The following is a 21,920-nucleotide window of genomic DNA, read 5'->3' on the forward strand; positions in this document are numbered from 1 at the left end:
AGAAGCACGGCGGAACGAGCCTGCGCGGCTAGACCAGACTATCGTAACCCGTTCGCATGATACGGGCAACACGCCACGGCCGCATCACCGGATCATCCGATCTCGACGCCACCGGCGATTTCGACCGCCCTGGCACTGAATCCGAGATTCGCGGCGTGCTCGCGCGCACGGCCATCCACCGGGTCGCAACCGAGCACGAGCACGCTCGGGCCCGCACCCGACACCGTCGCCGCAAGCCCGAGGCCACGCAGGGCGTCGACGAGTTCGATGGTCTCGGGCATGGCCACGGCCCGGTACTTCTGATGCAGCCGGTCCTCGGTGGCGACGAACAGGCAGCCCGGATCGGTGGTGAGCGCCACCACGGCCAGCGCGGCTCGGCTCACGTTGAACACCGCGTCGGCGCGCGGCACCTCCGCGGGCAGCAACCCGCGGGTCACCGACGTCGACGACTCGGTGGCGGGCACGAACACGGTGGCCCGGATGTCGGGATGCAGCGTCAGCCGACGCGCGCCGTACCGGGGAAGCTCCCCCGCCTCCGACCAGGTGACCACCGCCGATCCCAGGACGCTGGCCGCGGCGTTGTCGGGATGACCCTCGAACTCCCCGGACAGTTGCACCAGTTCGTCGGTGCTCAGCCGGTCGGCGAGACCCGACGCGGCGATGAGCGCCGATGCGGCGGCAAGCCCCGACACCGCCGCCGACGCGGAGGATCCCAGTCCGCGCGAGTGCGGGATCGCGTTGATGCAGCGAAGGTGCAGCCCGGGCGCCGACAGGCCCGCGTGGGCCAGCCCCGCCATCAACGCCCGCGCGACGAGATGGTTGGCGTCGGTGGGTACCTGACCGGCACCCTCTCCGGTGGCCTCGACGAGAATGCCGGACGCGGTGGTCTCGACGGACACCTCGTCGTGGATGCCGAGAGCAAGGCCCAGCGAATCGAATCCCGGGCCCAGGTTGGCACTCGACGCGGGCACCCGCACGTGGGCCGAGATACCTTCGGGCAGTTGCCGATACACAGTGTCGGGGGTGACCATGACGCCGTCCGCCGATGACTCAGGCCACGCCGAGCGCATGGGCCACCGCGATCGGGTCGACGTCGATTGCCTCCACCTCGGGCATTCCCGACAAGGCGGTGTCGGGGTCCTTGAGTCCGTTCCCGGTGACGGTGCACACCACGGTCTGTCCCGGAGTGATCCACCCGTCTGCGTGGGCGGCGAGCAGTCCGGCCACACTGGCGGCCGAGGCGGGCTCCACGAACACGCCCTCCTTGCCCGCGACCAGCCGGTAGGCCTCGAGCAGCTTCTCGTCGGTCGCGGCACGGAACTGACCGTTCGACTCGTCGCGGGCGGCCACCGCCTGATGCCAGCTCGCCGGGTTGCCGATGCGGATGGCGGTGGCGATGGTCTCGGGGTTGCTCACCGGCTCACCGCTCACCAACGGGGCGGCGCCTGCGGCCTGCACGCCCAGCATCCGCGGCAGGGTGGAGCTCACACCGTCGGCGTGATACTCGCGGTAGCCCTTCCAGTAGGCGGTGATGTTGCCGGCGTTGCCCACCGGCAACGCGTGCACGTCGGGAGCCCGTCCCAGCACGTCGACGATCTCGAAGGCCGCGGTCTTCTGTCCCTCGATCCGGGCCGGATTGACCGAATTCACCAGTTCGATCTCGGTGAACTCGGCGGTGGCCTTGCGGGCCAGTTCCAGACAGTCGTCGAAGTTGCCGCGCACCTGAATGATCTTGGCGCCGTGCATCACCGCCTGGGCGAGTTTGCCCATCGCGATCTTGCCCTCGGGAATCAGGACGGCACAGGTGATTCCGGCGCGGGTGGCGTAAGCGGCGGCCGACGCCGACGTGTTGCCGGTGGAGGCACACAGCACGGCGGTCTTGCCGTTGTTCACGGCATTGCTCACCGCCATCGTCATGCCGCGATCCTTGAACGACCCGGTCGGGTTGAGGCCCTCGACCTTCAAATACACCTCGCAGCCGGTCAATTCCGAGAGGTGGGGCGCCGACACCAGCGGGGTGGCGCCCTCGAGCAGGGTCACCACCTTCCAGTCGTCGCCGACCGGGAGCCGGGAGCGGTAGGCCTCGATCAGGCCCGGCCAGCCGGCGTGCACCGGCGCATAGGTGGGCGCGGGGGTGGCGTCAGTCATCGGTTCCTTCCAATCGCAAGACGCTCGACACCTTGATCACGGCGTCCATGTCTTCCAGTGCTGCAACGCATTCCGATTGTGCACGATCCGGCGCGCGGTGGGTCACCACGATCAGCCGGGCGTCGTCTCCCGCGCCCTCCTGGCGCACCGCGGCGATGCTCACCGACCGTTTGGAGAACTCGTTGGCCACCTGGGCGAGCACACCCGGTTTGTCGGCCACACGCATCGACACGTAGTAGCGGGTGGGCACGTCGTCGATCGTGGCGATCGGCAACGAGGCGTAGGTCGACTCCAGCGGACCGCGACCACCGTGCACCTTGTTGCGTGCGGCCATCACCATGTCACCGAGAACGGCCGACGCGGTGGGCGCTCCGCCGGCACCCTGTCCGTAGAACATCAGCCGTCCGGCGTTCTCCGCCTCCACCACCACGGCGTTGAAGGCACCGTTGACGGTGGCCAGCGGATGGGTCAGCGGGATCAGGGCCGGGTAGACGCGAGCGGACACCCGCTGCGATCCGTCCTCGCCGCGGACCCGTTCGCAGATCGACAGCAGCTTGATGGTGCAGTCGAACTTCTTCGCGGCCACCAGGTCGGCCGCGGTCACCGAGGTGATGCCCTCGCGGTGCACGTCGGCGGCGGTCACCCTGGTGTGGAAGGCGATCGAGGCGAGGATGGCGGCCTTCGCGGCGGCGTCGTAGCCCTCGACGTCGGCGGTGGGATCGGCCTCGGCGTAGCCGAGCCGACCGGCCTCGGCGAGGGTATCGGCGTAATCGGCGCCGGTCTCGGCCATCGCCGACAGGATGAAGTTGGTGGTGCCGTTGACGATTCCGGCGACCCGGTCCACCGTGTCCCCGGCCAGCGACTGGGTGAGCGGCCGCACCACGGGGATCGCTCCGGCCACCGCGGCCTCGAAGTACAGGTCAACCTTGGCCCCGGCGGCGGCGGTGGCGAGTTCGCCGGTGTACTCGGCGAGCAACGCCTTGTTCGCCGTGACCACCGATTTACCCGATTGCAGTGCGGTGCGGATCAATTCGCGCGCGGGGTCGATTCCGCCGATGAGTTCGACAACGATGTCGACGTCGTCGCGCGCCACCAGTTCGGCCGGATCGTCGGTGAGTAGTTCCTGGGCGATCTTGCGCGGTCGGGTCAGATCCCGCACCGCGACGCCGCGCAGTTCGACCGGGGCGCCCACGCGGGCACGCAGGTCGTCGGCGTTGTCCTCGATGATCCGCACCACCTCGGCACCCACGTTGCCCATGCCCAGCACCGCGATGCCGATGCTCCGAGCGGCGGGCGTTGCGCCGTCGGTGTTGTCGGGGTTGTCGCTCATTCAGCTCATCTCCAGCCTGAGGAAGTCGTCGATGGTCTCACGTCGCAGGATCACGCGGGCATCGCCGTCGGCGACGGCCACCACGGCGGGCCGCATGATCATGTTGTAACGGCTGCTCATGGAGTAGCAGTAGGCGCCGGTGGCGGCCACCGCGATGAGGTCGCCGGGTGTCAGGTCTGCGGGCAGCCAGCAGTCCCGGATCACGATGTCGCCGCTCTCACAATGCTTTCCGACGACGCGACTGACCACGGCGTCGGCGTGCGAGATGCGCGAGACCAGCCGCACGTCGTAGTCGGCCTGATAGAGCACGGTGCGGATGTTGTCGCTCATGCCGCCGTCGACGGACACGTAGCGGCGCACCGCGTCGCCGCCGAGTGCGACGTCCTTGATGGTGCCCACCCGGTACAGCGTGATGGTGCCGGGCCCGGCGATCGCACGCCCGGGTTCCACCGAGATCGTCGGCATCGGCAAGCCCACCGCGGCCGACTCGCGGCGCACGATGCCCGCAAGGGTCTGCGCCACCTCGTCGACGGGCAGCGGATCCTCCTCCGGGAGGTAGGAGATGCCCAGTCCCCCACCGAGATCCACGATCGACATCTGCGAGGTCTTGGCCACTCCGAACTCGGCGACCACGTCGTGCAGCAGACCCAGCACGCGGTGTGCGGCCAGTTCGAACCCGTCCATGTCGAAGATCTGCGAGCCGATGTGGCTGTGGAGGCCCACCAGACGCAGGTTGTCGGTGGCGAACACCCGGCGCACCGCGTCCATGGCCACGCCACCGCTGAGCGCGAATCCGAACTTCTGGTCCTCGTGCGCGGTGGCGATGAACTCGTGCGTGTGCGCCTCCACGCCGACCGTCACCCGGATCAGTACGTCGGCCACCACGCCACGGGCACCGGCGATCTCGTCGAGACGATCGATCTCGATCATCGAGTCCAGCACGATGTGACCCACCCCGGCGTCGACCGCCGCAGCGAGCTCGTCGGCGCTCTTGTTGTTGCCGTGCAACGCGATTCGCTCGGCGGGAAAGCCCGCGTGCAGTGCGACGGCGAGTTCACCGCCCGAACACACGTCCAGCGACAAGCCCTCCTGCTCCACCCAACGGGCGACTTCGGTGCACAGGAACGCTTTCGACGCGTAGTGCACCGTGCCGTACGGGCCGAACGCGGACATCATGTCGGCGCAGCGCGAGCGGAAGTCGGCCTCGTCGAGCACGAACAGCGGGGTGCCGAAGCGCTCGGCGAGTTCGCCCACGCCGACCCCGGCCACCGTCAGTTCGCCGGTGTCGTCGCGGGCGGCGTTGCGCGGCCACACATGCGCCGGGATGGCGGCGAGGACGGCGGGGTCGTTGGGACGTTGCGCCAGGTGGGGCGCGGCGAGGATCTCGGCGTGCCGCGGGCCGGCCGGGTGTGCGTTCACATCCGCTCCGGGGCGCTCACGCCGACCAGGTCGAGGCCGTTCTCGATGACCTGGCGGGTTGCCGCGCACAGCGCGAGCCGCGCGCGGTGAATGTCGGCGGGTTCCTCGTCGCCCTGCGGCAGCACCCGGCACCGCGCGTAGAAGCGGTGATAGGTACCGGCCAGGGTCTCCAGGTAGCGACAGATGCGGTGCGGTTCACGCAGGTCGGCCGCGGTGGCCACCACCTCGTCGAAGTCGCCGATCGTGCGGATCAGGTCGCCTTCGGCCGGATCATCGAGCAGGTCGAGGTGCTCGATGTGCGGCGAGAGCCCGAGTTCGGCGGCGTTGCGCCCGATCGCGGCCAGCCGCGCATGCGCGTACTGCACGTAGTACACCGGGTTGTCGTTGGACTGCGTGGTCAGCAGGTCGAGGTCGATGTCGATGTTGACGTCGAGCGACGACCGGATCAGGGCGTAGCGGGCGGCATCCACGCCGACGGCCTCGACGAGGTCGTCGAGGGTGATGACGGTGCCCGCCCGTTTGCTCATCCGCACCGGTTTGCCGTCGCGGACCAGGTTCACCATCTGTCCGATGAGGACCTCGACGGTGTCGGGGTCGTCGCCGAGCGAGGCGGCAGCCGCCTTGAGCCGGGTGATGTAGCCGTGATGGTCGGCGCCGAGCATGTACATGCACAGGTTGAAACCGCGGTTGCGTTTGTCGCGGTAGTAGGCGATGTCGCCGGCGATGTAGGCGGCCTCGCCGTCGCTCTTGATGACCACACGGTCCTTGTCGTCACCGAACTTGGTGGTGCGCAGCCACCACGCGCCGTCGGATTCGTAGAGGTTGCCGTTGGCCCGCAACTCGGCGATGCACTCCTCGACCAGGCCGGAGGTGAACATGCTGTTCTCGTGGGTGAAGACGTCGAAGTCGGTGCCGAATTCGTGCAGGCTCTGCTTGATGTGGTCGAACATCAACTCCACGCCGACGGCCCGGAACGTCTCGACGCGCTGCTCCTCGGGCTGGTCGAGTACCCCGGGCACCCGGTCGACGACGTCGCGGGCGATGTCGACGATGTACTCGCCGGCGTAGCCGTCCTCGGGGGTGGGGCGACCCAGCGCCGAGGCCTCCAGCGATCGGGCGAAGCGGTCGATCTGGGCGCCGTGATCGTTGAAGTAGTACTCGCGGGTGACCGCAGCGCCGCGGGCGGACAGCACCCGGGCGAGCGCGTCGCCGACGGCGGCCCAGCGGGTGCCACCGAGGTGGATCGGGCCGGTGGGGTTGGCCGACACGAATTCGAGGTTGATCACCTTGTCGGACAGTTCGCTGCCGCGCCCGAACTCGCCGGTCTGCTCCAGGACGGTGGCCACCACCGTGTTCTGTGCCGCGGCGGCCAGCCAGATGTTGACGAATCCGGGACCGGCGACCTCGGCTTTGGTGATGCCGTCGGCACCGGCGAAGGCGTCGGCGAGCCAGCCGGCGAGTTCGCGCGGGGCCACCCCGAGGCGCTTGCCGAGTTGCAGCGCGATGTTGGTCGCATAATCGCCGTGGTCGGCGTTGCGGGGTCGCTCGACGACGATCGAATCGGGCACCAGGGAGTCATCGAGGCCGTGGTCGGAGACGACGGCCCGGGTCACGGCGCTCAGCAATGCGGCGAGGTCGGCGGGAGTCACAGGTCACCATCCTATTGGCCGCGGCTGCGGGGGTGATAATCGCCCGTCGCCTCGCAGCGGTTCAGTGCGGCCGGACCGTCGGCACGAAGTCCTCGACGACCGGTTCGGAGCCCGGACGAACGGTCACGATCGACCACTCGGGGATTTCGACCCAGTGGGTGTCGGAGTACTCCAGTTCGAGTGGTTCGGACACCACGATGCGTCCGTCGGCGGGCAGTTCGATGTGGCCGGTACCGTCCCCGGCGCTCAACCGCATCCGGCCCGACGAGTGGTACAGGGTGTTGGACTGTCGGTTACTCGAGTAGCGCACCGCGTAGATCTCGTCGCCGTTGGCCGCGCAGATGGTGGCGGTGAACGGATCGTCGATGTTGTGGTCGGTACGGGCCTGCTCCACGCGTCCCACCATCTTCGCCAGCGCCCCCTTCGGGTCGGTGTCGAGGCCGTAGGTCAGCGCGAGGTAGAAGCACAGTTCGGTGTCGGCGTTGCCCTCGATGAACGGGTAGAGCCCGGGATCGACGTCGAAGGTGAGGTCGCGTTTGAGCTTGCTGAAACCTTCGATCTCGCCGTTGTACTGGAACAGCCAGCGGCCGTACTGGAAGGGGTGACAGTTGACGCGGTCGATGGTGCCACCGAGCGCGGCACGCACGTGGGCCAGGAACATCGGCGAGGAGATCTGTTCGGCGAGACGCTGCAGGTTGTGGTTGCTCCATGCGGGCATCATGTCGCGGTACTGGCCGGGAAAACTGCGGTCGCCGTACCACCCGACGCCGAAGCCGTCGCCGTTGGTGGGCCAGGCGTGGTTGCGGAACATCGACGTCATCGGGGCGCCCGGCAGGTAGAGCTGCCGGGCCTCGAAGCTCTGGTCGACCAGGGAATGCGACGGCCGGGTGAGGAGGTCTTCGAGGTGGATGGGTGAGCCACAGTAGGCGAGCCAACGGCACATGGGCCTCACGCTAGCAACCTGTTCACGTCGTCACGTTAGGGTCGGATGATGATCTCGGCGATACGACTCTTCAGCGACGACGACGGCCGCTCGCATGTCGAGCAGGGCCGCATCGAGTGGGCTGACGGGGGCACCCGGTCGGCGGCAGTCGACACCACCTCCGCGGCATTCCAGGAGACCGGTTCGGGGGGCTCGCTCGACTGGCACACCGCACCTCGTCGCCAGTACGTGATCACGCTGTCGGGGGTCCTCGATTTCGTCACCCGCGACGGCGAGGGATTCCGTCTCGAACCCGGCGTGGTGCTCGTCGCCGAGGACACCGTCGGCACCGGGCACCAGTGGCGGCTCGTCGGCACCGATCCGTGGCGACGGCTGTACGTGGGGATCAGCGACGGTGCGGACACCGGGTTCCTGGCGCAATGACGCCAATGCGAGTGCTCGGCGGCCGGCCAGGTCCGTCCTGACACCGTCGGACCAACCCAGGTTAGCGAATCATGGTTTACTAACTAGGTGGCACGACCACGACGTGAGGAACAGGATGTTCTCGTCGACCGCATCGCGGCGACGCTGAGCGAGCGGCAACAACTGCAGCCGTGGACGTTGGCTGAGATCTCGCCCGCTGTCGGTCTCAGTCCCGCGGGCCTGATCAAACGGTTCGGCTCTCGCAGCGGCGTCTTGCAAGCCCTGAGTCGTCGCTGGATCGACTCCATTCCGGGCGCGCCACACGGTGTCGTACCGGTCGAGGACGAGCTGCGGGCGTGGGTTGCAGAACGCTTCATCGCCGGTGGATCGCACGCGGTTGCCTACGGGTTGGTCAATCTTGTCGATGACCTCATCGACGACTCCCTGCGCCCACTGCTCGTCGAAGGCTGGGGCAAAGAGATCAGTTACCTGTCCGGGCTGCTGCGGCGGCTCGAATTGCCCGGTCTTCGGGATCCAACCCGCGGGGCGGCACTGCTGTTCGACGCACTACACGGATCGATGCTGCGCAGCGCCGCCCTACCGGATCCCACCGCAGCATCTCGAACACTCGACGAACTCCTGGGGGCATGGACATGACCGCACAACGCATCTGGACAGGACGGGTGTTCATCGGGGTCAGCCTCGATGGGTACATCGCGCGACGCGACGGAGACATCGACTGGCTCACAGATCCGCAGCCAGGGCCCGACCACGCGCGCATCACCAGCAGCGTAGAAGTCGAGGGGTGGGAGACGTTCTTTCCCAGTGTGGACCATCTGGTGATGGGCCGAGGAACCTATGAGAAGGTCTTGACCTTCGATCGCTGGCCCTACCACGGCAAACAAGTCATCGTTCTATCGACAACGCTGAACAACGACGATGACCGCATCAGCGTCGCCCGCGATCTGCCAGAGGCAACCCAACGACTGGACTCGAGCGCAGCTGACCAGGTTTACGTTGACGGAGGACAGGTCATCCAGACCTTCCTTCGCGCCGGCCTGATCGACGAGATCACCATCGCCTGGGTACCGGTACTCATCGGCGCGGGATTGCCGCTGTTCGGGGCGCTCGACGTAGACACTCAACTCGAGCTCGTGGCCACCAACGCGTCAAGCGGAGGAATGGTCCACGCGACGTATCGAGTCCACCACGGCTGAGCTCGACCGCGCGCCTTGGTCGGCTCCCCACACGCAATCGAACCGACCGCGGCGACTGCGTCACGATAAAGAAGTGCCCCCGGCAGGATTCGAACCTGCGGCCTTCTGCTCCGGAGGCAGACGCTCTATCCCCTGAGCTACGGGGGCTCAATGGGCGAGAGCAAGCCTAACGTACGCGCGGCCCGGCACCCAAAGCGGGCAGGTCACGACACGCCGACCGCTCCCAGTGTGCGGACCGTCGAGCCCGATTCGCCCCGCAGCACCTCCAACTGGGCGGGAATGCGGGCGCGCAGTTCGTCCACGTGGCTCACCACGCCGACCACGCGGCCACCGGCGCGCAACTCGTCGAGAACGCCCATCACCAGGTCGAGCACCTCGGGATCGAGGGTGCCGAAACCTTCGTCGATGAAGATGGTGTCGAGCACCCGCCCGCCGGACTCGGCCGACACGACGTCGGCAAGTCCGAGGGCCAGTGCGAGGGAGGCGAAGAAGGTTTCGCCACCCGAGAGCGTGGTGGCCGCACGGGTCACGCCGGTGTACTCGTCGCGCACCTCGATACCCAGCCCGCCGCGCCGGCCGCGCGGGCCGATCGCATCGGAGTGCGCGAACTCGTAGCGACCGGCCGACATCTGCCGCAGCCGCGCCGATGCGGCGATGAGGACCTCCTCCAGCCGCGCCGCCAGGACGTAGGAGCGCAACGTCATCTTCTTGGCGTTGTGCCCGCGACCGCTCACCAGTTCGGCAAGCCCCTGCACCTCGGCATGCCGGGCACGCACGGGCACCACCGCGTCGAAGGCCGCCCAGAACGCCGCGACATGCTGTTCGAGCTGCGTCACCCGCTGCACGGCGATCGCGTCCGTGCCGGCAGCGGTATCGCAGCTCTGCTGGGCGGCCTCGCGAGTGGCTGCCAACACGTCCAGGTCCACGGGCTCCGCGGCAAGCGCCGCGATCACATCGGATTCGGCGAGGGTCTGCTCTGCCGCGGAGCGAATCGAGGCGACCTGCTCCAGCATCGACTCCCACGCTTCGATCTCCGCCGCTGTGGCGAGTGCCTCCAACGCCGCGGACGAGCTTTCGAAACCTGCTTCGGTGCAGGCCTTCTCGAGCCGACGGAGCCCGTCATCGCGCCGGTCACCGGCCAGCGCCTTCTCCCGGCGCGCGTCGCGCAGCGCGTTTCCGAGTCGGATGAGCTCGGCGAGTTCGGCGCGCCGCTGCGCCACCCCACCGCGTCCGCCGGTGGCCTCGGCCACCTCTACGTCGAGCGCGTCGAGCGTGCCGCGCACGGTGGTGGCACGTTCGCGGCGTGCGGACTGTGCGGCGCCGATGTCGGACCGTGCCTGCTGCCAGGAGCGAATCTGTGCGTCGATGTCGTCCACGGCCTGCACCAACTCGGGCATGGCTTCGGTCAGCCGTTCGGCGTCGCCGAGTGTCGTTGCGACACTGCGATGTTCGGCGGCCACCTGCTCCGCGGTGGCGTCACCGACGATCGTGTCGCGCTGGGCGCGTCGTTCGCGGTAGGTGTCGAGCGTCGACTGCGCAGACTGCCGATCGCCGGCCGCGCGCTTGTCGATCTCGGCGGCGGCGGCCTCGTCGGCGTCGGTGACCGTCGCTCCGCTGCCGGTGGCCGGGGCCGGATGCTCGGCCGATCCACAGACGGCACAGGGCTTTCCGTCGACGAGCTTGCCGGCCAGTTCGGCCGCCATGCCGGTGAGTCGACGATCGCGCAGGTCCAGCAACCGTTCCCGCGCCGCATTGTGCGCCTCATGGGCATCGGCGAGCCTGCGCTGCGCCCGGTCGATCTGCGCGATCAGTTCGTCACGTTCGGTCAGCGCCGTCGACACCGCGTCGAGCCGTTCGAGGCGGGCGCGCAGTCCTGGTAGTGATGCACGGGCCTCGGTCGCCGCAGCCTGTGCCCGCTCCGCAGCCTCACGTCGGGCAGGCGCGTCGCCCAGCGCCGCGTCGAGTTCGGCGAGGCGCGCGTCGGCGGTGGCGATGTCGGCTTCCAGCGCCGCGAGATCGGCCACGATGCCGGGGCGTTCGGCCACGCGACGGGCCAGCGGTTCCCACTTGCCGTGGTCGGCGCTCCAGCCGTCGATCGCGGCCGCGAGCGTGGCGTCGTCGGCTTCGCGCAACGATGCCGCCTCCTCGTGCCGCGCGAGCTCAGTGCCGGCGTCCGCGCACGCCCGAAGCGCACGATCCAACGCCGCTTCGGAGCGTTGGTGGTCGTCGGCGATCGGGGCGATGGGCGCAGCGCGTCGCGCAGCGCTCAGCGCCGTGCGTGCGGCCTCGGTCTCGGCGTCCGAACTGTCGAGTTGCGCGAGCCGCGTGCGGGCGTCGAGTCCCCGTCGGCGGTCGGCGGCCCGGGCGGCGCCCCGCTGGTGGGCGTTGAGTGCCTGATCCAACTCGGTACGCGCCGAATCGAGTACGCCGGCCGCCGCCAGCCGGGCGTCACGCGCAGCGTCCAGACAGCTTTGAGCCCACGGCACGTCCGGTTCGGCGGGTGCCTCGATACCGGCCACCGCCGCGATCTGTGTGGCCAGCCGGTCGAGTGCCGCGTCCTTCTTGTCCAGCTCTTCGGCGCTGCGCCGGGCCCGCTCGCGCAGCCAGTCCTCCACGTCGCCGAACCGCGCAGTGTCGAAGAGTTTCTCCAGCAACGCTTCTCGATCGTCGTTGGGCGCGCGCAGGAACCGGGCGAAATCTCCCTGTGGCAGCAGCACCACCTGGAAGAACTGGTCGGCGCTCATGCCCAGGAGTTCGGTGACGGTCTCGCCGATCTCGTCGAGTCGCGTGAGCGTGACACCCGATCCGTCGACCCACTCCAAGGTGGCCTTCGCGTTGACCGGGGTGATGCCGGTGCCGCGCTTCTTGGGTCGCTCGTGCGCCGGCGACCGGACGATCCGCAGTCGCCGACCACCGATGGTGGCTTCGAGTTCCACCTCCGGAACCTGTTCGGCCGGGGCGTGATCGGAATGCAGCCGCCGGCCCTCCTGGCGAGCGCCGGGCACCCGTCCGAACAGCGCGAAGGCGACGGCGTCGAGAACGGTGGTCTTGCCGGCGCCGGTGGCCCCGTGCAACAGGAACAGTCCGTCAGCGCCGAGCTCGTCGAGATCGATGGTCACGTCGTCGGCGAAGGGACCGAACGCACGCATCCGCAGTCGATGCAGTCTCATGCCGACTCCGCTACCGTATCGATCCGGGCCACCGTGTCGATCCCGAACAGCGCAAGCTCTTGTCCGGCAGCGTTTTCCGACTCCGGCTCCCCGACCACGTGCTTCAGCGCCAACGCGATCAGGGCACGCTCACCCGCGGTCGGCTCGTCGCGGACATCGGTGATGAACGAATCGACGATCTCGGCGTCGCCGCGCCCGGTGACGCGGGAGCGGTAATCGACGCCCGCCCCGTCGTCGGGCCGTTCCCAGTGCAGGTGCACCGCATGTGGAAAGCGTTCGCGCAGAGCGCGCATCGCGTCCACCGGCCGCACCGAATCGGTCAGCGTCGCCTCGACGTAGCGCTCCTCGGCACCGGCATATGCCGGATCGGTGAGCAATTCGTCCAAGGTGCCGCGCAGGCTGCTCAGCCCACGGACCACCGGCAGCTCGCACCGCCGGACGTCGGCGACCCCGTCGGCGTCGAGGTCGACGAGCCACACCGCCTTGCGATGTGCTCGCTCACCGAAGGAGTAGGGCAGCAACGAACCGCTGTAGCGGACCGTGGCAGCGATCTCCTGCGGCGAGTGCAGATGGCCGAGGGCGACGTAGTCGACTCCCGAAAAAGTCTCGGCCGACACCGTTTCCACTCCCCCGACACTGATCGACCGTTCCGACGACGACGCCTGCCCGCCCACCACGAACGCGTGCGCTGCCACCACCGACCGCACGCCGCGGGCGGCGACATCGGCGCGGATCCGGTCCATCGCCGCACCGAGCACCGCACCGTGGCCACGGCCATCGGTGACTCCCAATTCCGTTCTGGCGGTGTCCGGTTCGAGATAAGGGATGCCATAGAACGCGACCTCCCCGTGCTCGTCGGACAGCACCACCGGCCGGTCGATGTCGGCGATCGATGTGCGCAAGTGCAGTCCGCCGGCGGCGGCGAAGCCGGATGCGGCGCCGAGCCGTGTGGGCGAGTCGTGATTGCCCGAGGTGACAACGAGTTGCGCTCCCGCCGCGGCGATCTGCGCGAGTCCCTCGTCGTAGATCCGGACCGCATCGGCCGGCGGGACCGAACGGTCGTACACATCGCCCGCGACGACCACCACATCGACCGACTCCCGGGCCACCACGTCGGCCAGGTGGCGCAGGGCCCGCCGCTGATCGGCGAGCAGGTCCACGCCGTGGAAGGTGCGGCCCAGGTGCCAGTCGGAGGTGTGCAGGATTCGCATGGTCAACACCGTACGAAAGCCCACCGACAGAATCGGGGAGGCGCGGCGGGGGCCTCCCACGGCCCTGGGAGGCCCCGCTCACACCGACAGAAACCCCACCTCGCGCGAGGAACACTGCGCATGCGAAGCGTTCCTGACGGGGGGCGGGGTTTCTGGGGTCAGACGGCGGGAGATTTCAGGCCGCGCCCGCCTCCTCGACCTCGCCCTCGGCCACGGCCGCCGCGGTCGGCATCGGCGGGTAGTCGCGGTGCTTGGGCTTCTCGTAGAACATCGTCGCGACCACCCCGATCAGCAGCACCGCGGCCGGGAGGTACAGCGACTGTCCCATCGCGGTGGCGAACGGATCGCGGATCATCTCCGGCAGTTGCATCACCGTGGACTGCCGCTGGTCGGTGTTCATCCCGGGCAGTTCGGCGGCCAGCCGGGTCTGCATCAGCGCTCCCACCGCGGCCGAACCGATCACCGAACCGATGACCCGGGTGGTGTTGTACACGCCGGCACCGGCGCCGGCCTGTTGCCACGGCAGGTTGCGGGTGGCGGTGGCCGCCAGCGGCGCCCAGATGCCGGCCGAGGCGACGCCCATGAGGGCGAGCGGGATGACGAGCTCCCAGACCGGCGTGGTCGGCGTGGTGATCATGGCTAGCCAGCCGATGGCGATCGACATCAACAGCAGCGACGAGCACACGATCATGCGGGGATGCACATTGTCGAGGATGCGCCCGACAATGGGCGCGAGGATGCCGGTCAGGACGGCCATCGGCACCATCATCACCGCCGACTGCGTGGGGCTCATGCCGCCGACGAGCTGCAGGAAGAACATCAGCGGGATCATCATGCCGGCGACCGCGAAGCCCATCGACGCGATACCGATGTTGGACAGGCTGAAGTTGCGATCCCGGAACAGCGACAACGGTACGAGGGGCTCGGTCTTGAGCTTGGACTCCCAGTAGACGAATGCCACCATGAACGCCAGGCCGACGACGATGAGTCCGATGATCCAGCTGTTCCAGTCGTACTTCTCGCCGTCCTGGATACCGAATACCAGCGCGGACAAGCCGATTCCGGACAGGATCACCCCGATCCAGTCGAAGGTGTGGTCGTGGGTGGTCACGTCGGGAACCAGCGTCGCGGCCAGGATCAGACCGATCACACCGACCGGCAGGTTGACGAAGAAGATCCATTCCCAACCGAAGTTGTCGGTGAGGATGCCGCCGAGCAGCGGGCCCACCAGCGTGGCCACACCGGCCACCGTGCCCCACACGCCCATGGCCGCGCCACGCTTCTCCGGCGGGAAGATGCGTGTGATCAGCGCCATCGTCTGCGGCGTGATGAGCGCGGCACCGACGCCCTGAAGCGCACGTGCGGCGATCAGCTCGCCGATCGAACCGGCGAAGCCACACCACACGCTGGCGACGGTGAACAGCAGCAGGCCCGCCTGATACACCTTCTTCGGGCCGATCTTGTCGCCGAGCCGGCCGGCGATCAGCAGCGGCACCGCGTAGGTCAGCAGGTAGGCGCTGGTCACCCACACGATGCCGTTGACGTCGGTGCCGAGCGCGACCATGATGTCGGGCTGCGCGACGGCGACGATCGTCATGTCGACGAGGATCATGAAGAAGCCGACGCACAACGCCATCAGCGAGAGCCATGGGCGGTTGGTCACCGCCTTGAAGGTGGGAGCTGTCATGAGGTGGACGCTTTCTGTGCTGTGGACGGATCGTGCGCGGTGGACTGTTCTGGTGCGGTCGATGTGTCGGCCGGCTGGCGGCAGGAGTAGGTGGAGCCGGGGTCGTCGGTCCACTCGATCGTGTGGTTTCGCATCCGCGTGACCACGTCGGTCAGCCACTCGATCTGCACTCGCAGGGTGGCGACGCGGCAGCCGACGTCGAGGTAGAACATCTCCGGCTTGCCCCGGGCGGCCGCGGAGGTGGCGGCCGCCTCGAAGGTCTCGCACTCGGTCCGCATCGACTGCAGCCGGGACTCGAGCAGATCGGCGACGGTGGCCCGCGGAAGTGAATGAGCCTCGGACAACGCGAGATACAGTTCCGGGTACTCCTCGGCCGGGCTCTCGAGAATCTGCATCAGACTGCGATCGAGAGCGGCCCGACCCGTGTCGGTGACGGTGTAGACGGTGCGTTCGGGCCGGTTGCCCTCGCGGCGGACCTCGTGCACCTCGATCAGCCCGTCCACCGAAAGCCGGTCAACGGTGTGATACAGCGTGCCGGGCCGGAATTTGACCAGCCGATCCTCGTTGCGTTCGACCGTCGTCTGGAACATCTCGTACGGGTGCATCGGACGTTCCACCAGAAGACCGAGGACCAGGATCGCCAGCGGCGCGAGTGGTCGTCGCTCAGCCACGAGAGACCTCCTCGATGATCCGAACCAAATATTCCAAGTGGAATATACCGATCCGGGGAGCTCCCGCCAACCCCCTGCGGAATCATTACTGTGGACACCATGAGCACGGAAGCCGCCGCGCAAGGGTCCTACGTCACCGGTGGGCAAGAATTCGTCCGCGACACGAAGTACATCGACACCCGCATCACCCGCGACGGACGCGACGGCTACCCGGTGGAACCGGGCCGCTATCGTCTGGTGGCCGCCCGTGCCTGCCCGTGGGCCAACAGGACTCTCATCGTGCGACGTCTCCTCGGTCTGGAGCACGCGATCTCGCTGGGCCTGTGCGGGCCGACGCACGACAAGAATTCGTGGACCTTCGATCTCGATCCCGGCGGCGTCGACCCCGTCCTGGGCATCCCACGCCTCAAGGATGCTTACGAGAAGCGGTTTCCCGGCTATCCGAAGGGCATCACGGTGCCCGCCGTCGTCGACATCCCGTCGGGTGCGGTGGTGACCAACGATTTCCCGCAGATCACCATCGACTTCGAACTCGAGTGGACGCAGTATCACCGCGACGGGGCCCCCGACCTCTACCCCGAACACCTGCGCGACGAGATCGACGAGGTGAATCGCGGCGTCTACACCGAGGTCAACAACGGCGTCTACCGCTGCGGCTTCGCGGGGAGCCAGGAGTCCTACGACACGGCCTACGCGCGGTTGTTCACCAAGCTCGACGAACTCTCCGATCGCCTCACCGACCGGCGGTATCTGGTGGGCGACACGATCACCGAGGCGGACGTTCGCCTGTTCACGACGCTCGCACGGTTCGATCCCGTCTATCACGGGCACTTCAAGTGCAACCGGAGCAAGCTCGCCGAGATGCCGGTGCTGTGGGCGTATGCGCGCGACCTGTTCCAGACCCCCGGGTTCGGCGACACCACCGACTTCACCCAGATCAAGCAGCACTACTACCTCGTCCACCGCGACATCAATCCCACCGGAATCGTGCCCGATGGGCCCGATCTGCGGAATTGGCTCACCCCACACCATCGCGAGGAGCTGGGCGGGCGGCCCTTCGGCGATGGCACGCCGCCCCCACCGCCGCTTCCCGCCGAAACCGTTCCCGCCGACGATTGGGTTCCGACATCATGACCGACACCACCAAACGCGCTGGCACCACCGAACGCGCCGGGCAGCGTCCGCCCCGCAAGGCTGTCGAGGTGACCGGCGGCCTGCTCGACCGTGCACAGCAACTGCAGGCACCCGCCGTCGCGAAGTACGTCGACAGCCTGCGCCGCGCACATCCCGACGACTCGCCCGCGCAGATCATCCGCCGGCTCGAGAAGCGATTCCTGCACGGGGTGACCGGTTCGGGCAGCGCAGTGGGCGCCACCGCCGCGATCCCCGGGGTCGGCACGTTTGCCGCACTCGGCGCCATGACCGGCGAGACGGTGCTGTTCCTGGAAGCATCGGCGCTGCTCGCGCTGGCGATCGCCGAGGTGCACGGCATTCCCGTGGAGGAGACCGAGCGACGCAAGACGCTGGTCCTCACCGTGGCGCTCGGTGAGGAGGGCGTGGTGGCCCTCGGACGGCTCGTGGGCACCCGCGGTGGTGCGCTGCGGCGGCTCGGCACGGCCAGCATCCCCGGCGGACGACTGACCGCACTCAACAAGTGGCTGGTGAGCAAGGTGACCAAGAAGTACGCCGTCAAACGGGCACCCCTCATCGTCGGCAAGATGATGCCCGCAGGCATCGGTGCGGTGATCGGCGGTGCGGGCAACCGTGCTCTGGGCAGACGAGTGGTGAACAGTGCGCGTGAGGCATTCGGCCCACCACCGGCGGTGTGGACACGACCCGCCGGTGGTGGGGCCGTGATCGACGGCAGCGTGGTGACCCAACCCGGCCTGCGCTCGGGGAATGCGTATCCCGGAGATCGGTGACCGACACGACAACCGATACGTGGGCGTCGGCCCGCGACGCCTCCCCCACCCCCGACCGCGTACCCGCGGCGTCCGGTGCGCGCGGTTCGCAGCAGGGATGGATTCGGCGGCTCGCCGCCGAGTGCTGGAGATATCGCGCGCTGGTGCTGATCACCCTCGGGGTGACGCTCGTCGCCGTCGCCGTGGATCTCGTCGCACCGCTGCTGGCCAAGGCGGCCCTCGACGGGGCGACCGGCGCCGGGAGCGCAGCGAGCGGGCCGAATGCCACCGGCGCCGGGAGCGCAGCGAGCGGGCCGAATGTGACCGGCGCCGGGAGCGGGCCGAGTGATTCCGGCGCGGTGCACGATGCGCTGACGATTCCGGTGATCGTGTCGGCGTTGCTGATTCTCGCCGTGGTGCGATACGCGTGCCAGTTCGGTCGACGACTCACCGCGGGCAGGCTCTCGATCAACGTGCAGAACGCGCTGCGCCTGCAATTGCTGCGCACACTGCTGCATCTCGACGGCCTCACCCAGCAGGACATCCGCACCGGTCAGGTGGTGTCACGCTCGATCTCCGACCTGCAAATCGTGCAGGGACTGCTGGCGATGGTGCCGCTGTCGGCGGGTGCGGCGGTGCAGGTGGTGATCGCCATCGGCATCATGGCCTACCTGTCTCCGCTGCTGACCGTGGTGGCACTGGCGGTGCTGCCGGTGGTCGGTCTGGTGGTGTTCACCACTCGGCGCACACTGTTCGCGGCCACCTGGTCGGCGCAGCAGGCCGCCGCCGACGTCGCGCAGCACGTCGAGGAGACGGTGACCGGCGTGCGCGTGGTCAAGGGCTTCGGACAGGAATCACGGGCCGTCGACGAACTGGCCGATCTCAGCCGCGACCTCTACGCCAAACGGCTGCGGGCGGGCCGGATCAATGCCCGCTTCACGCCGACGATGTCGGCGATCCCGCAGCTCGGCATGGTCGCGGTGATCGCGCTCGGCGGTTATCTGACCCTGCACGGCGAGATCACCGTGGGCACCTTCCTGGCGTTCTCCACCTACGTGGCGTCGATGACGGCGCTGGCGAGGTTGCTCACCAACGTGCTGGTGAGCGCGCAACTCGCGCGCGCCGCCGTCGACCGCGTCTATGAGGTCATCGACGCACCCACCGACCCCGACGACGACAACACCGGCGCCCTACCCGACGGTCCGCTCGGACTGACCTTCCGCGACGTGCGGTTCGGTTACGGCGACCGCACCGTGCTCGACGGCGTCGACCTGCGCATCGCGCCCGGTGAATGCGTCGCGGTGGTGGGGCCGCCCGGGTCGGGCAAGTCGACGCTGGCCGAGCTGGCCAGCCGCTATGTGCGGCCCGATGCCGGCGAGATCAGCCTGACGGGCCGTGGCGGCGCACATCCGATCGCCGGGTTGTCCCCCGACGCGCTGCACGAAGCCGTCTCGGTGGTCTTCGACGAACCGTTCCTCTACTCCGACACCATCGCCACCAACATCGCGCTCGGACCACGCGCCGCGGCCGATCCCACCGGGGCGGCCGACCCCCGCCTCGTCGACGCGGCCCGTCGCGCCGACGCGCTGGAGTTCATCGAGGCGTTGCCCGACGGCTTCGACACCGTGGTCGGTGAGCGTGGGCTGACCCTGTCGGGCGGCCAACGTCAACGCGTCGCCCTGGCCCGGGCGCTCTACGCCGCGCCGCGCGTCCTCGTCCTCGACGACGCGACGTCGGCGGTCGACGCCACCACCGAGATGCGCATCCTGCGCGACCTTCGCTTCGGCGGTCCCGGGGGCGGCGGCGCACACATCCGGCCGACGATGCTCGTGCTGGCCCACCGCCGCTCGACGCTGATACTCGCCGACCGGGTGGCCGTGCTCGACGACGGCCGCATCACCGACTTGGGCACCGTCGCCGAACTCGACGCGCGCAGCGCACGTTTCCGCGAGCTGATGCTCGGCGCCGACATCCCGTTGGCCACCGACGACGACTCGCCGCCGCCACCACCGCCGGCGGTCTCCGCGGAGCTGATGTCGCGGCTGTGGCCCGACGACGCGCCCCAGCGGGCACCCGACGCCACCGACCTCGCACCCCGCCTGCCCACGCCCCCGCCGAGTGCCGGGCGCGGCGGCCGGGGCGGTGGCGTGGCCAGCGCACTCGGCGCGATGCAGGCCACACCCGAACTCTTGCGCGCGGTGGACCGCCTGCCACCCGCCGACGAGGACCCTCGCATCGACGTCTCCGGCGTGCGACGGGAGAATCCCCGGTTCTCGTTGCGCGGCATCCTCGTCCCGGTGCGGTGGCTGTTGGTCGCGGCGGTGGTGTTGATCTCCGTCGACACCCTCGTCGGTCTGGCCTTCCCGACCCTGGCCAGCGGGGTGATCAACGCCGCCACCACCAACGACGAGGCGCGTGTCTGGGAGGTGTCGGCCGTGGGCGTCGCGTTGGTCGCCGTCGGCTGGCTGGTCGGGTGGGCGATGACGCTGACCTCCACCCGCGCGGGTGAACGGGTCCTGTTCGGGCTGCGGGTGCGCAGCTACGCCCACCTGCAACGCCTCGGCCTCGACTACTACGAGCGCGAACTGTCGGGCCGGATCATGACGCGCATGACCACCGACGTCGACGCGTTGTCGACCTTCCTGCAGACGGGACTGACCTCGGCGATCGTGGCGGTGCTGACACTCGTGGGAGTCAGCGTGGCGCTGCTGTTCACCGACCTCTCACTCGGACTGCTGATCCTGCCGGTCTTCCCGGTGCTCGTGATCGCCACGCTGGTGTTCCGGCGCGTCGCCGCCCGCGCCTACACCCGCTCCCGCGAACTCGTCAGCGCCGTCAACGCCGACTTCCAGGAGAACATCGCGGGCATCAAGACGACGCAGACCTATCGCAACGGCGATGTCGCGACCGCACGGTTCACCGGCCTCACCCACGAGTGGGTGGCCGCCCGGATGACCTCACAGCGCGCGATCTCGGTGTACTTCCCGTTCATCACGCTCATGTCGGATGTGGCCACCGCCGTCGCGATCGCGGTGGGCGCCCATCAGATCAGCACCGGAGCGTTGTCGCCGGGCACGCTGGTGGCGTTCATCCTCTATCTGTCGATGCTCTTCGGTCCGGTGCAGCAGCTCTCGCAGGTGTTCGACGGATACCAGCAGGCGATGGTGGGCCTGCGGCGGATCGGCGACCTGCTGCGCACGCCGAGTTCGCTGCGGACGCGCCCGGATGCGGTGCCGGTGGGACCGGGCGGCTTCCGCGGCGACGCCGCGCTCGACGCGGTGGGATTCCGCTACTCCGGGGCCGCCGCCGACGCGCTGAGCGACGTGAACCTCACCATTCCGGCCGGGTCGTCGCTGGCCCTGGTGGGCCGCACCGGCGCGGGAAAGTCGACGGTGGTGAAACTGCTCGCTCGCTTCTACGACCCCACGTCGGGGTCGGTGCGGATGGACGGCACCGACATCCGCGACGTGACGCTCGAGAGCTACCGCAGCCGGATCGGCATCGTGCCGCAGGAACCGCATCTGTTCACCGGCTCGGTCGCCGACAACATCGCCTACGGGCGTCCCGACGCCGACCGCCGGTCGATTGCGGCCGCCGCCGCCGCGGTGGGCGCCACGGACATGATCGCCCGACTTCCAGGCGGCATGCGCCATCCGATCGGCGAACGCGGTCAGGGACTCTCGTCGGGTCAGCGCCAGCTGGTGGCGCTGGCCCGGGCCGAACTGGTCTCCCCCGACCTGCTGCTCCTCGACGAGGCCACCGCGACACTCGACCAGGCCACCGAGGCGCTGGTGCTCGCCGCCGGTCAGGCGCTCACACATCGTCGGACGTCGGTGATCGTCGCCCATCGACTCGCCACAGCGGCGCGGGCCGACCGCATCGCGGTGGTCGAGGGTGGTCGTGTGGTGGAGTCGGGAACACACACCGAGTTGCTCACGTTGGGAGGTAGGTACCGCGCGTTCTGGGAGGCTGGTGTCGATCCCGACGCCGACGGTATCGCCCCCGCGGAGAACCGCGGCTGAGCACCGATTTCGTCTGTTGGGCCGGGGACCGCGGGAGTGTGGCGCACCGTTATCGGGCGGCACGCAAGCCACGGTGGTTGCACGCGTAGCATCTGCAGGTGGTTCGCGGCTAGTCTTCACAAGAGACGGCAGCGTGGAAGCGACCCGACA

16 protein-coding genes and 1 tRNA gene are annotated in these 21,920 nt (G+C 68.8%); 6 read left to right on the forward strand and 11 right to left on the reverse strand.

The features are described from left to right. Positions 1–92 precede the first annotated feature (92 nt). The 6 genes from thrB to ACWDTD_RS05045 all read right to left on the reverse strand — a co-directional run bounded on the left by thrB (position 93) and on the right by ACWDTD_RS05045 (position 7,489). Positions 93–1,031 carry a homoserine kinase gene (thrB, locus tag ACWDTD_RS05020; RefSeq protein WP_449745976.1) on the reverse strand — a complete coding sequence of 313 codons (939 nt, stop codon included), beginning with the start codon at positions 1,029–1,031 and terminating at the stop codon, positions 93–95. Between the two features lie 19 nt (positions 1,032–1,050). Next, positions 1,051–2,148 (reverse strand): threonine synthase, encoded by a 1,098-nt coding sequence (gene thrC / locus ACWDTD_RS05025; RefSeq protein WP_449745977.1) that lies wholly within the window; start codon positions 2,146–2,148, stop codon positions 1,051–1,053. Beyond that, positions 2,141–3,478: a homoserine dehydrogenase gene (locus ACWDTD_RS05030; RefSeq protein WP_449745978.1), complete on the reverse strand. Its 1,338-nt coding sequence runs from the start codon at positions 3,476–3,478 to the stop codon at positions 2,141–2,143. Before ACWDTD_RS05030 ends, thrC begins: the two co-directional genes overlap by 8 nt. Further along, positions 3,479–4,897 (reverse strand): diaminopimelate decarboxylase, encoded by a 1,419-nt coding sequence (gene lysA, locus ACWDTD_RS05035; RefSeq protein WP_449745979.1) that lies wholly within the window; start codon positions 4,895–4,897, stop codon positions 3,479–3,481. Further along, positions 4,894–6,546 (reverse strand): arginine--tRNA ligase, encoded by a 1,653-nt coding sequence (gene argS / locus ACWDTD_RS05040; protein ID WP_449745980.1) that lies wholly within the window; start codon positions 6,544–6,546, stop codon positions 4,894–4,896. The genes lysA and argS overlap by 4 nt, the downstream gene beginning before the upstream one ends. Positions 6,547–6,607: 61 nt before the next feature. Beyond that, on the reverse strand, positions 6,608–7,489 hold the full coding sequence (locus ACWDTD_RS05045) for a class II glutamine amidotransferase (RefSeq protein WP_449745981.1): 882 nt from the start codon (positions 7,487–7,489) through the stop codon (positions 6,608–6,610). A gap of 48 nt (positions 7,490–7,537) precedes the next feature. Here ACWDTD_RS05045 and ACWDTD_RS05050 point away from each other — a divergent pair, with 48 nt between their 5' ends. The 3 genes from ACWDTD_RS05050 (at position 7,538) to ACWDTD_RS05060 (ending at position 9,108) form a co-directional block, all read left to right on the forward strand. Beyond that, positions 7,538–7,912 (forward strand): cupin domain-containing protein, encoded by a 375-nt coding sequence (locus tag ACWDTD_RS05050; protein ID WP_449745982.1) that lies wholly within the window; start codon positions 7,538–7,540, stop codon positions 7,910–7,912. Positions 7,913–7,999: 87 nt separating this feature from the next. Beyond that, positions 8,000–8,548 (forward strand): TetR/AcrR family transcriptional regulator, encoded by a 549-nt coding sequence (locus tag ACWDTD_RS05055; RefSeq protein WP_449745983.1) that lies wholly within the window; start codon positions 8,000–8,002, stop codon positions 8,546–8,548. Beyond that, complete coding sequence (locus ACWDTD_RS05060) at positions 8,539–9,108, forward strand: dihydrofolate reductase family protein (RefSeq protein WP_449745984.1); 570 nt, start codon at positions 8,539–8,541, stop codon at positions 9,106–9,108. Before ACWDTD_RS05055 ends, ACWDTD_RS05060 begins: the two co-directional genes overlap by 10 nt. Before the next feature lie 74 nt (positions 9,109–9,182). Here the strand turns inward: ACWDTD_RS05060 and ACWDTD_RS05065 are convergent. The 5 genes from ACWDTD_RS05065 to ACWDTD_RS05085 all read right to left on the reverse strand — a co-directional run bounded on the left by ACWDTD_RS05065 (position 9,183) and on the right by ACWDTD_RS05085 (position 15,847). Beyond that, positions 9,183–9,255: transfer RNA gene (locus tag ACWDTD_RS05065), tRNA-Arg, on the reverse strand. A 56-nt stretch (positions 9,256–9,311) separates the two neighbouring features. Continuing rightward, entirely contained in the window at positions 9,312–12,278 is a 2,967-nt protein-coding gene (locus tag ACWDTD_RS05070) for an AAA family ATPase (protein ID WP_449745985.1), read from the reverse strand. Next, positions 12,275–13,489, reverse strand: a complete 1,215-nt coding sequence (locus tag ACWDTD_RS05075) for an exonuclease SbcCD subunit D (protein ID WP_449745986.1) — start codon at positions 13,487–13,489, stop codon at positions 12,275–12,277. The genes ACWDTD_RS05070 and ACWDTD_RS05075 overlap by 4 nt, the downstream gene beginning before the upstream one ends. A gap of 175 nt (positions 13,490–13,664) precedes the next feature. After that, positions 13,665–15,176, reverse strand: a complete 1,512-nt coding sequence (locus ACWDTD_RS05080) for an MFS transporter (protein WP_449745987.1) — start codon at positions 15,174–15,176, stop codon at positions 13,665–13,667. Further along, positions 15,173–15,847 carry a PadR family transcriptional regulator gene (locus tag ACWDTD_RS05085; RefSeq protein ID WP_449745988.1) on the reverse strand — a complete coding sequence of 225 codons (675 nt, stop codon included), beginning with the start codon at positions 15,845–15,847 and terminating at the stop codon, positions 15,173–15,175. Before ACWDTD_RS05085 ends, ACWDTD_RS05080 begins: the two co-directional genes overlap by 4 nt. 99 nt (positions 15,848–15,946) lie before the next feature. Between ACWDTD_RS05085 and ACWDTD_RS05090 the strand changes: the two genes are divergently transcribed. Genes ACWDTD_RS05090 through ACWDTD_RS05100 form a run of 3 tightly spaced genes read left to right on the forward strand, consistent with a single transcriptional unit; the run spans position 15,947 to position 21,770 of the window. Then, the gene (locus ACWDTD_RS05090; protein WP_449745989.1) at positions 15,947–16,981 is read left to right on the forward strand and encodes a glutathione S-transferase family protein; all 1,035 of its coding nucleotides are present in this window, start codon (positions 15,947–15,949) and stop codon (positions 16,979–16,981) included. Then, complete coding sequence (locus ACWDTD_RS05095) at positions 16,978–17,769, forward strand: hypothetical protein (protein WP_449745990.1); 792 nt, start codon at positions 16,978–16,980, stop codon at positions 17,767–17,769. The genes ACWDTD_RS05090 and ACWDTD_RS05095 overlap by 4 nt, the downstream gene beginning before the upstream one ends. Next, positions 17,766–21,770, forward strand: a complete 4,005-nt coding sequence (locus tag ACWDTD_RS05100; RefSeq protein ID WP_449745991.1) for an ABC transporter ATP-binding protein — start codon at positions 17,766–17,768, stop codon at positions 21,768–21,770. Before ACWDTD_RS05095 ends, ACWDTD_RS05100 begins: the two co-directional genes overlap by 4 nt. Positions 21,771–21,920 lie beyond the last annotated feature (150 nt).

The sequence above is a fragment of the Gordonia sp. NPDC003425 genome (genome assembly GCF_053588635.1).

What these genes read in the sequence shown, in the direction of transcription:
- thrB (WP_449745976.1), bottom strand. Translation starts at nt 1,031, where the DNA reads ATGGTCACCCCCGACACTGTGTATCGGCAACTGCCCGAAGGTATCTCG.
- thrC (WP_449745977.1), bottom strand. Translation starts at nt 2,148, where the DNA reads ATGACTGACGCCACCCCCGCGCCCACCTATGCGCCGGTGCACGCCGGC.
- ACWDTD_RS05030 (WP_449745978.1), bottom strand. Translation starts at nt 3,478, where the DNA reads ATGAGCGACAACCCCGACAACACCGACGGCGCAACGCCCGCCGCTCGG.
- ACWDTD_RS05045 (WP_449745981.1), bottom strand. Translation starts at nt 7,489, where the DNA reads ATGTGCCGTTGGCTCGCCTACTGTGGCTCACCCATCCACCTCGAAGAC.
- ACWDTD_RS05050 (WP_449745982.1), top strand. Translation starts at nt 7,538, where the DNA reads ATGATCTCGGCGATACGACTCTTCAGCGACGACGACGGCCGCTCGCAT.
- ACWDTD_RS05060 (WP_449745984.1), top strand. Translation starts at nt 8,539, where the DNA reads ATGGACATGACCGCACAACGCATCTGGACAGGACGGGTGTTCATCGGG.
- ACWDTD_RS05070 (WP_449745985.1), bottom strand. Translation starts at nt 12,278, where the DNA reads ATGAGACTGCATCGACTGCGGATGCGTGCGTTCGGTCCCTTCGCCGAC.
- ACWDTD_RS05075 (WP_449745986.1), bottom strand. Translation starts at nt 13,489, where the DNA reads ATGCGAATCCTGCACACCTCCGACTGGCACCTGGGCCGCACCTTCCAC.
- ACWDTD_RS05080 (WP_449745987.1), bottom strand. Translation starts at nt 15,176, where the DNA reads ATGACAGCTCCCACCTTCAAGGCGGTGACCAACCGCCCATGGCTCTCG.
- ACWDTD_RS05090 (WP_449745989.1), top strand. Translation starts at nt 15,947, where the DNA reads ATGAGCACGGAAGCCGCCGCGCAAGGGTCCTACGTCACCGGTGGGCAA.
- ACWDTD_RS05095 (WP_449745990.1), top strand. Translation starts at nt 16,978, where the DNA reads ATGACCGACACCACCAAACGCGCTGGCACCACCGAACGCGCCGGGCAG.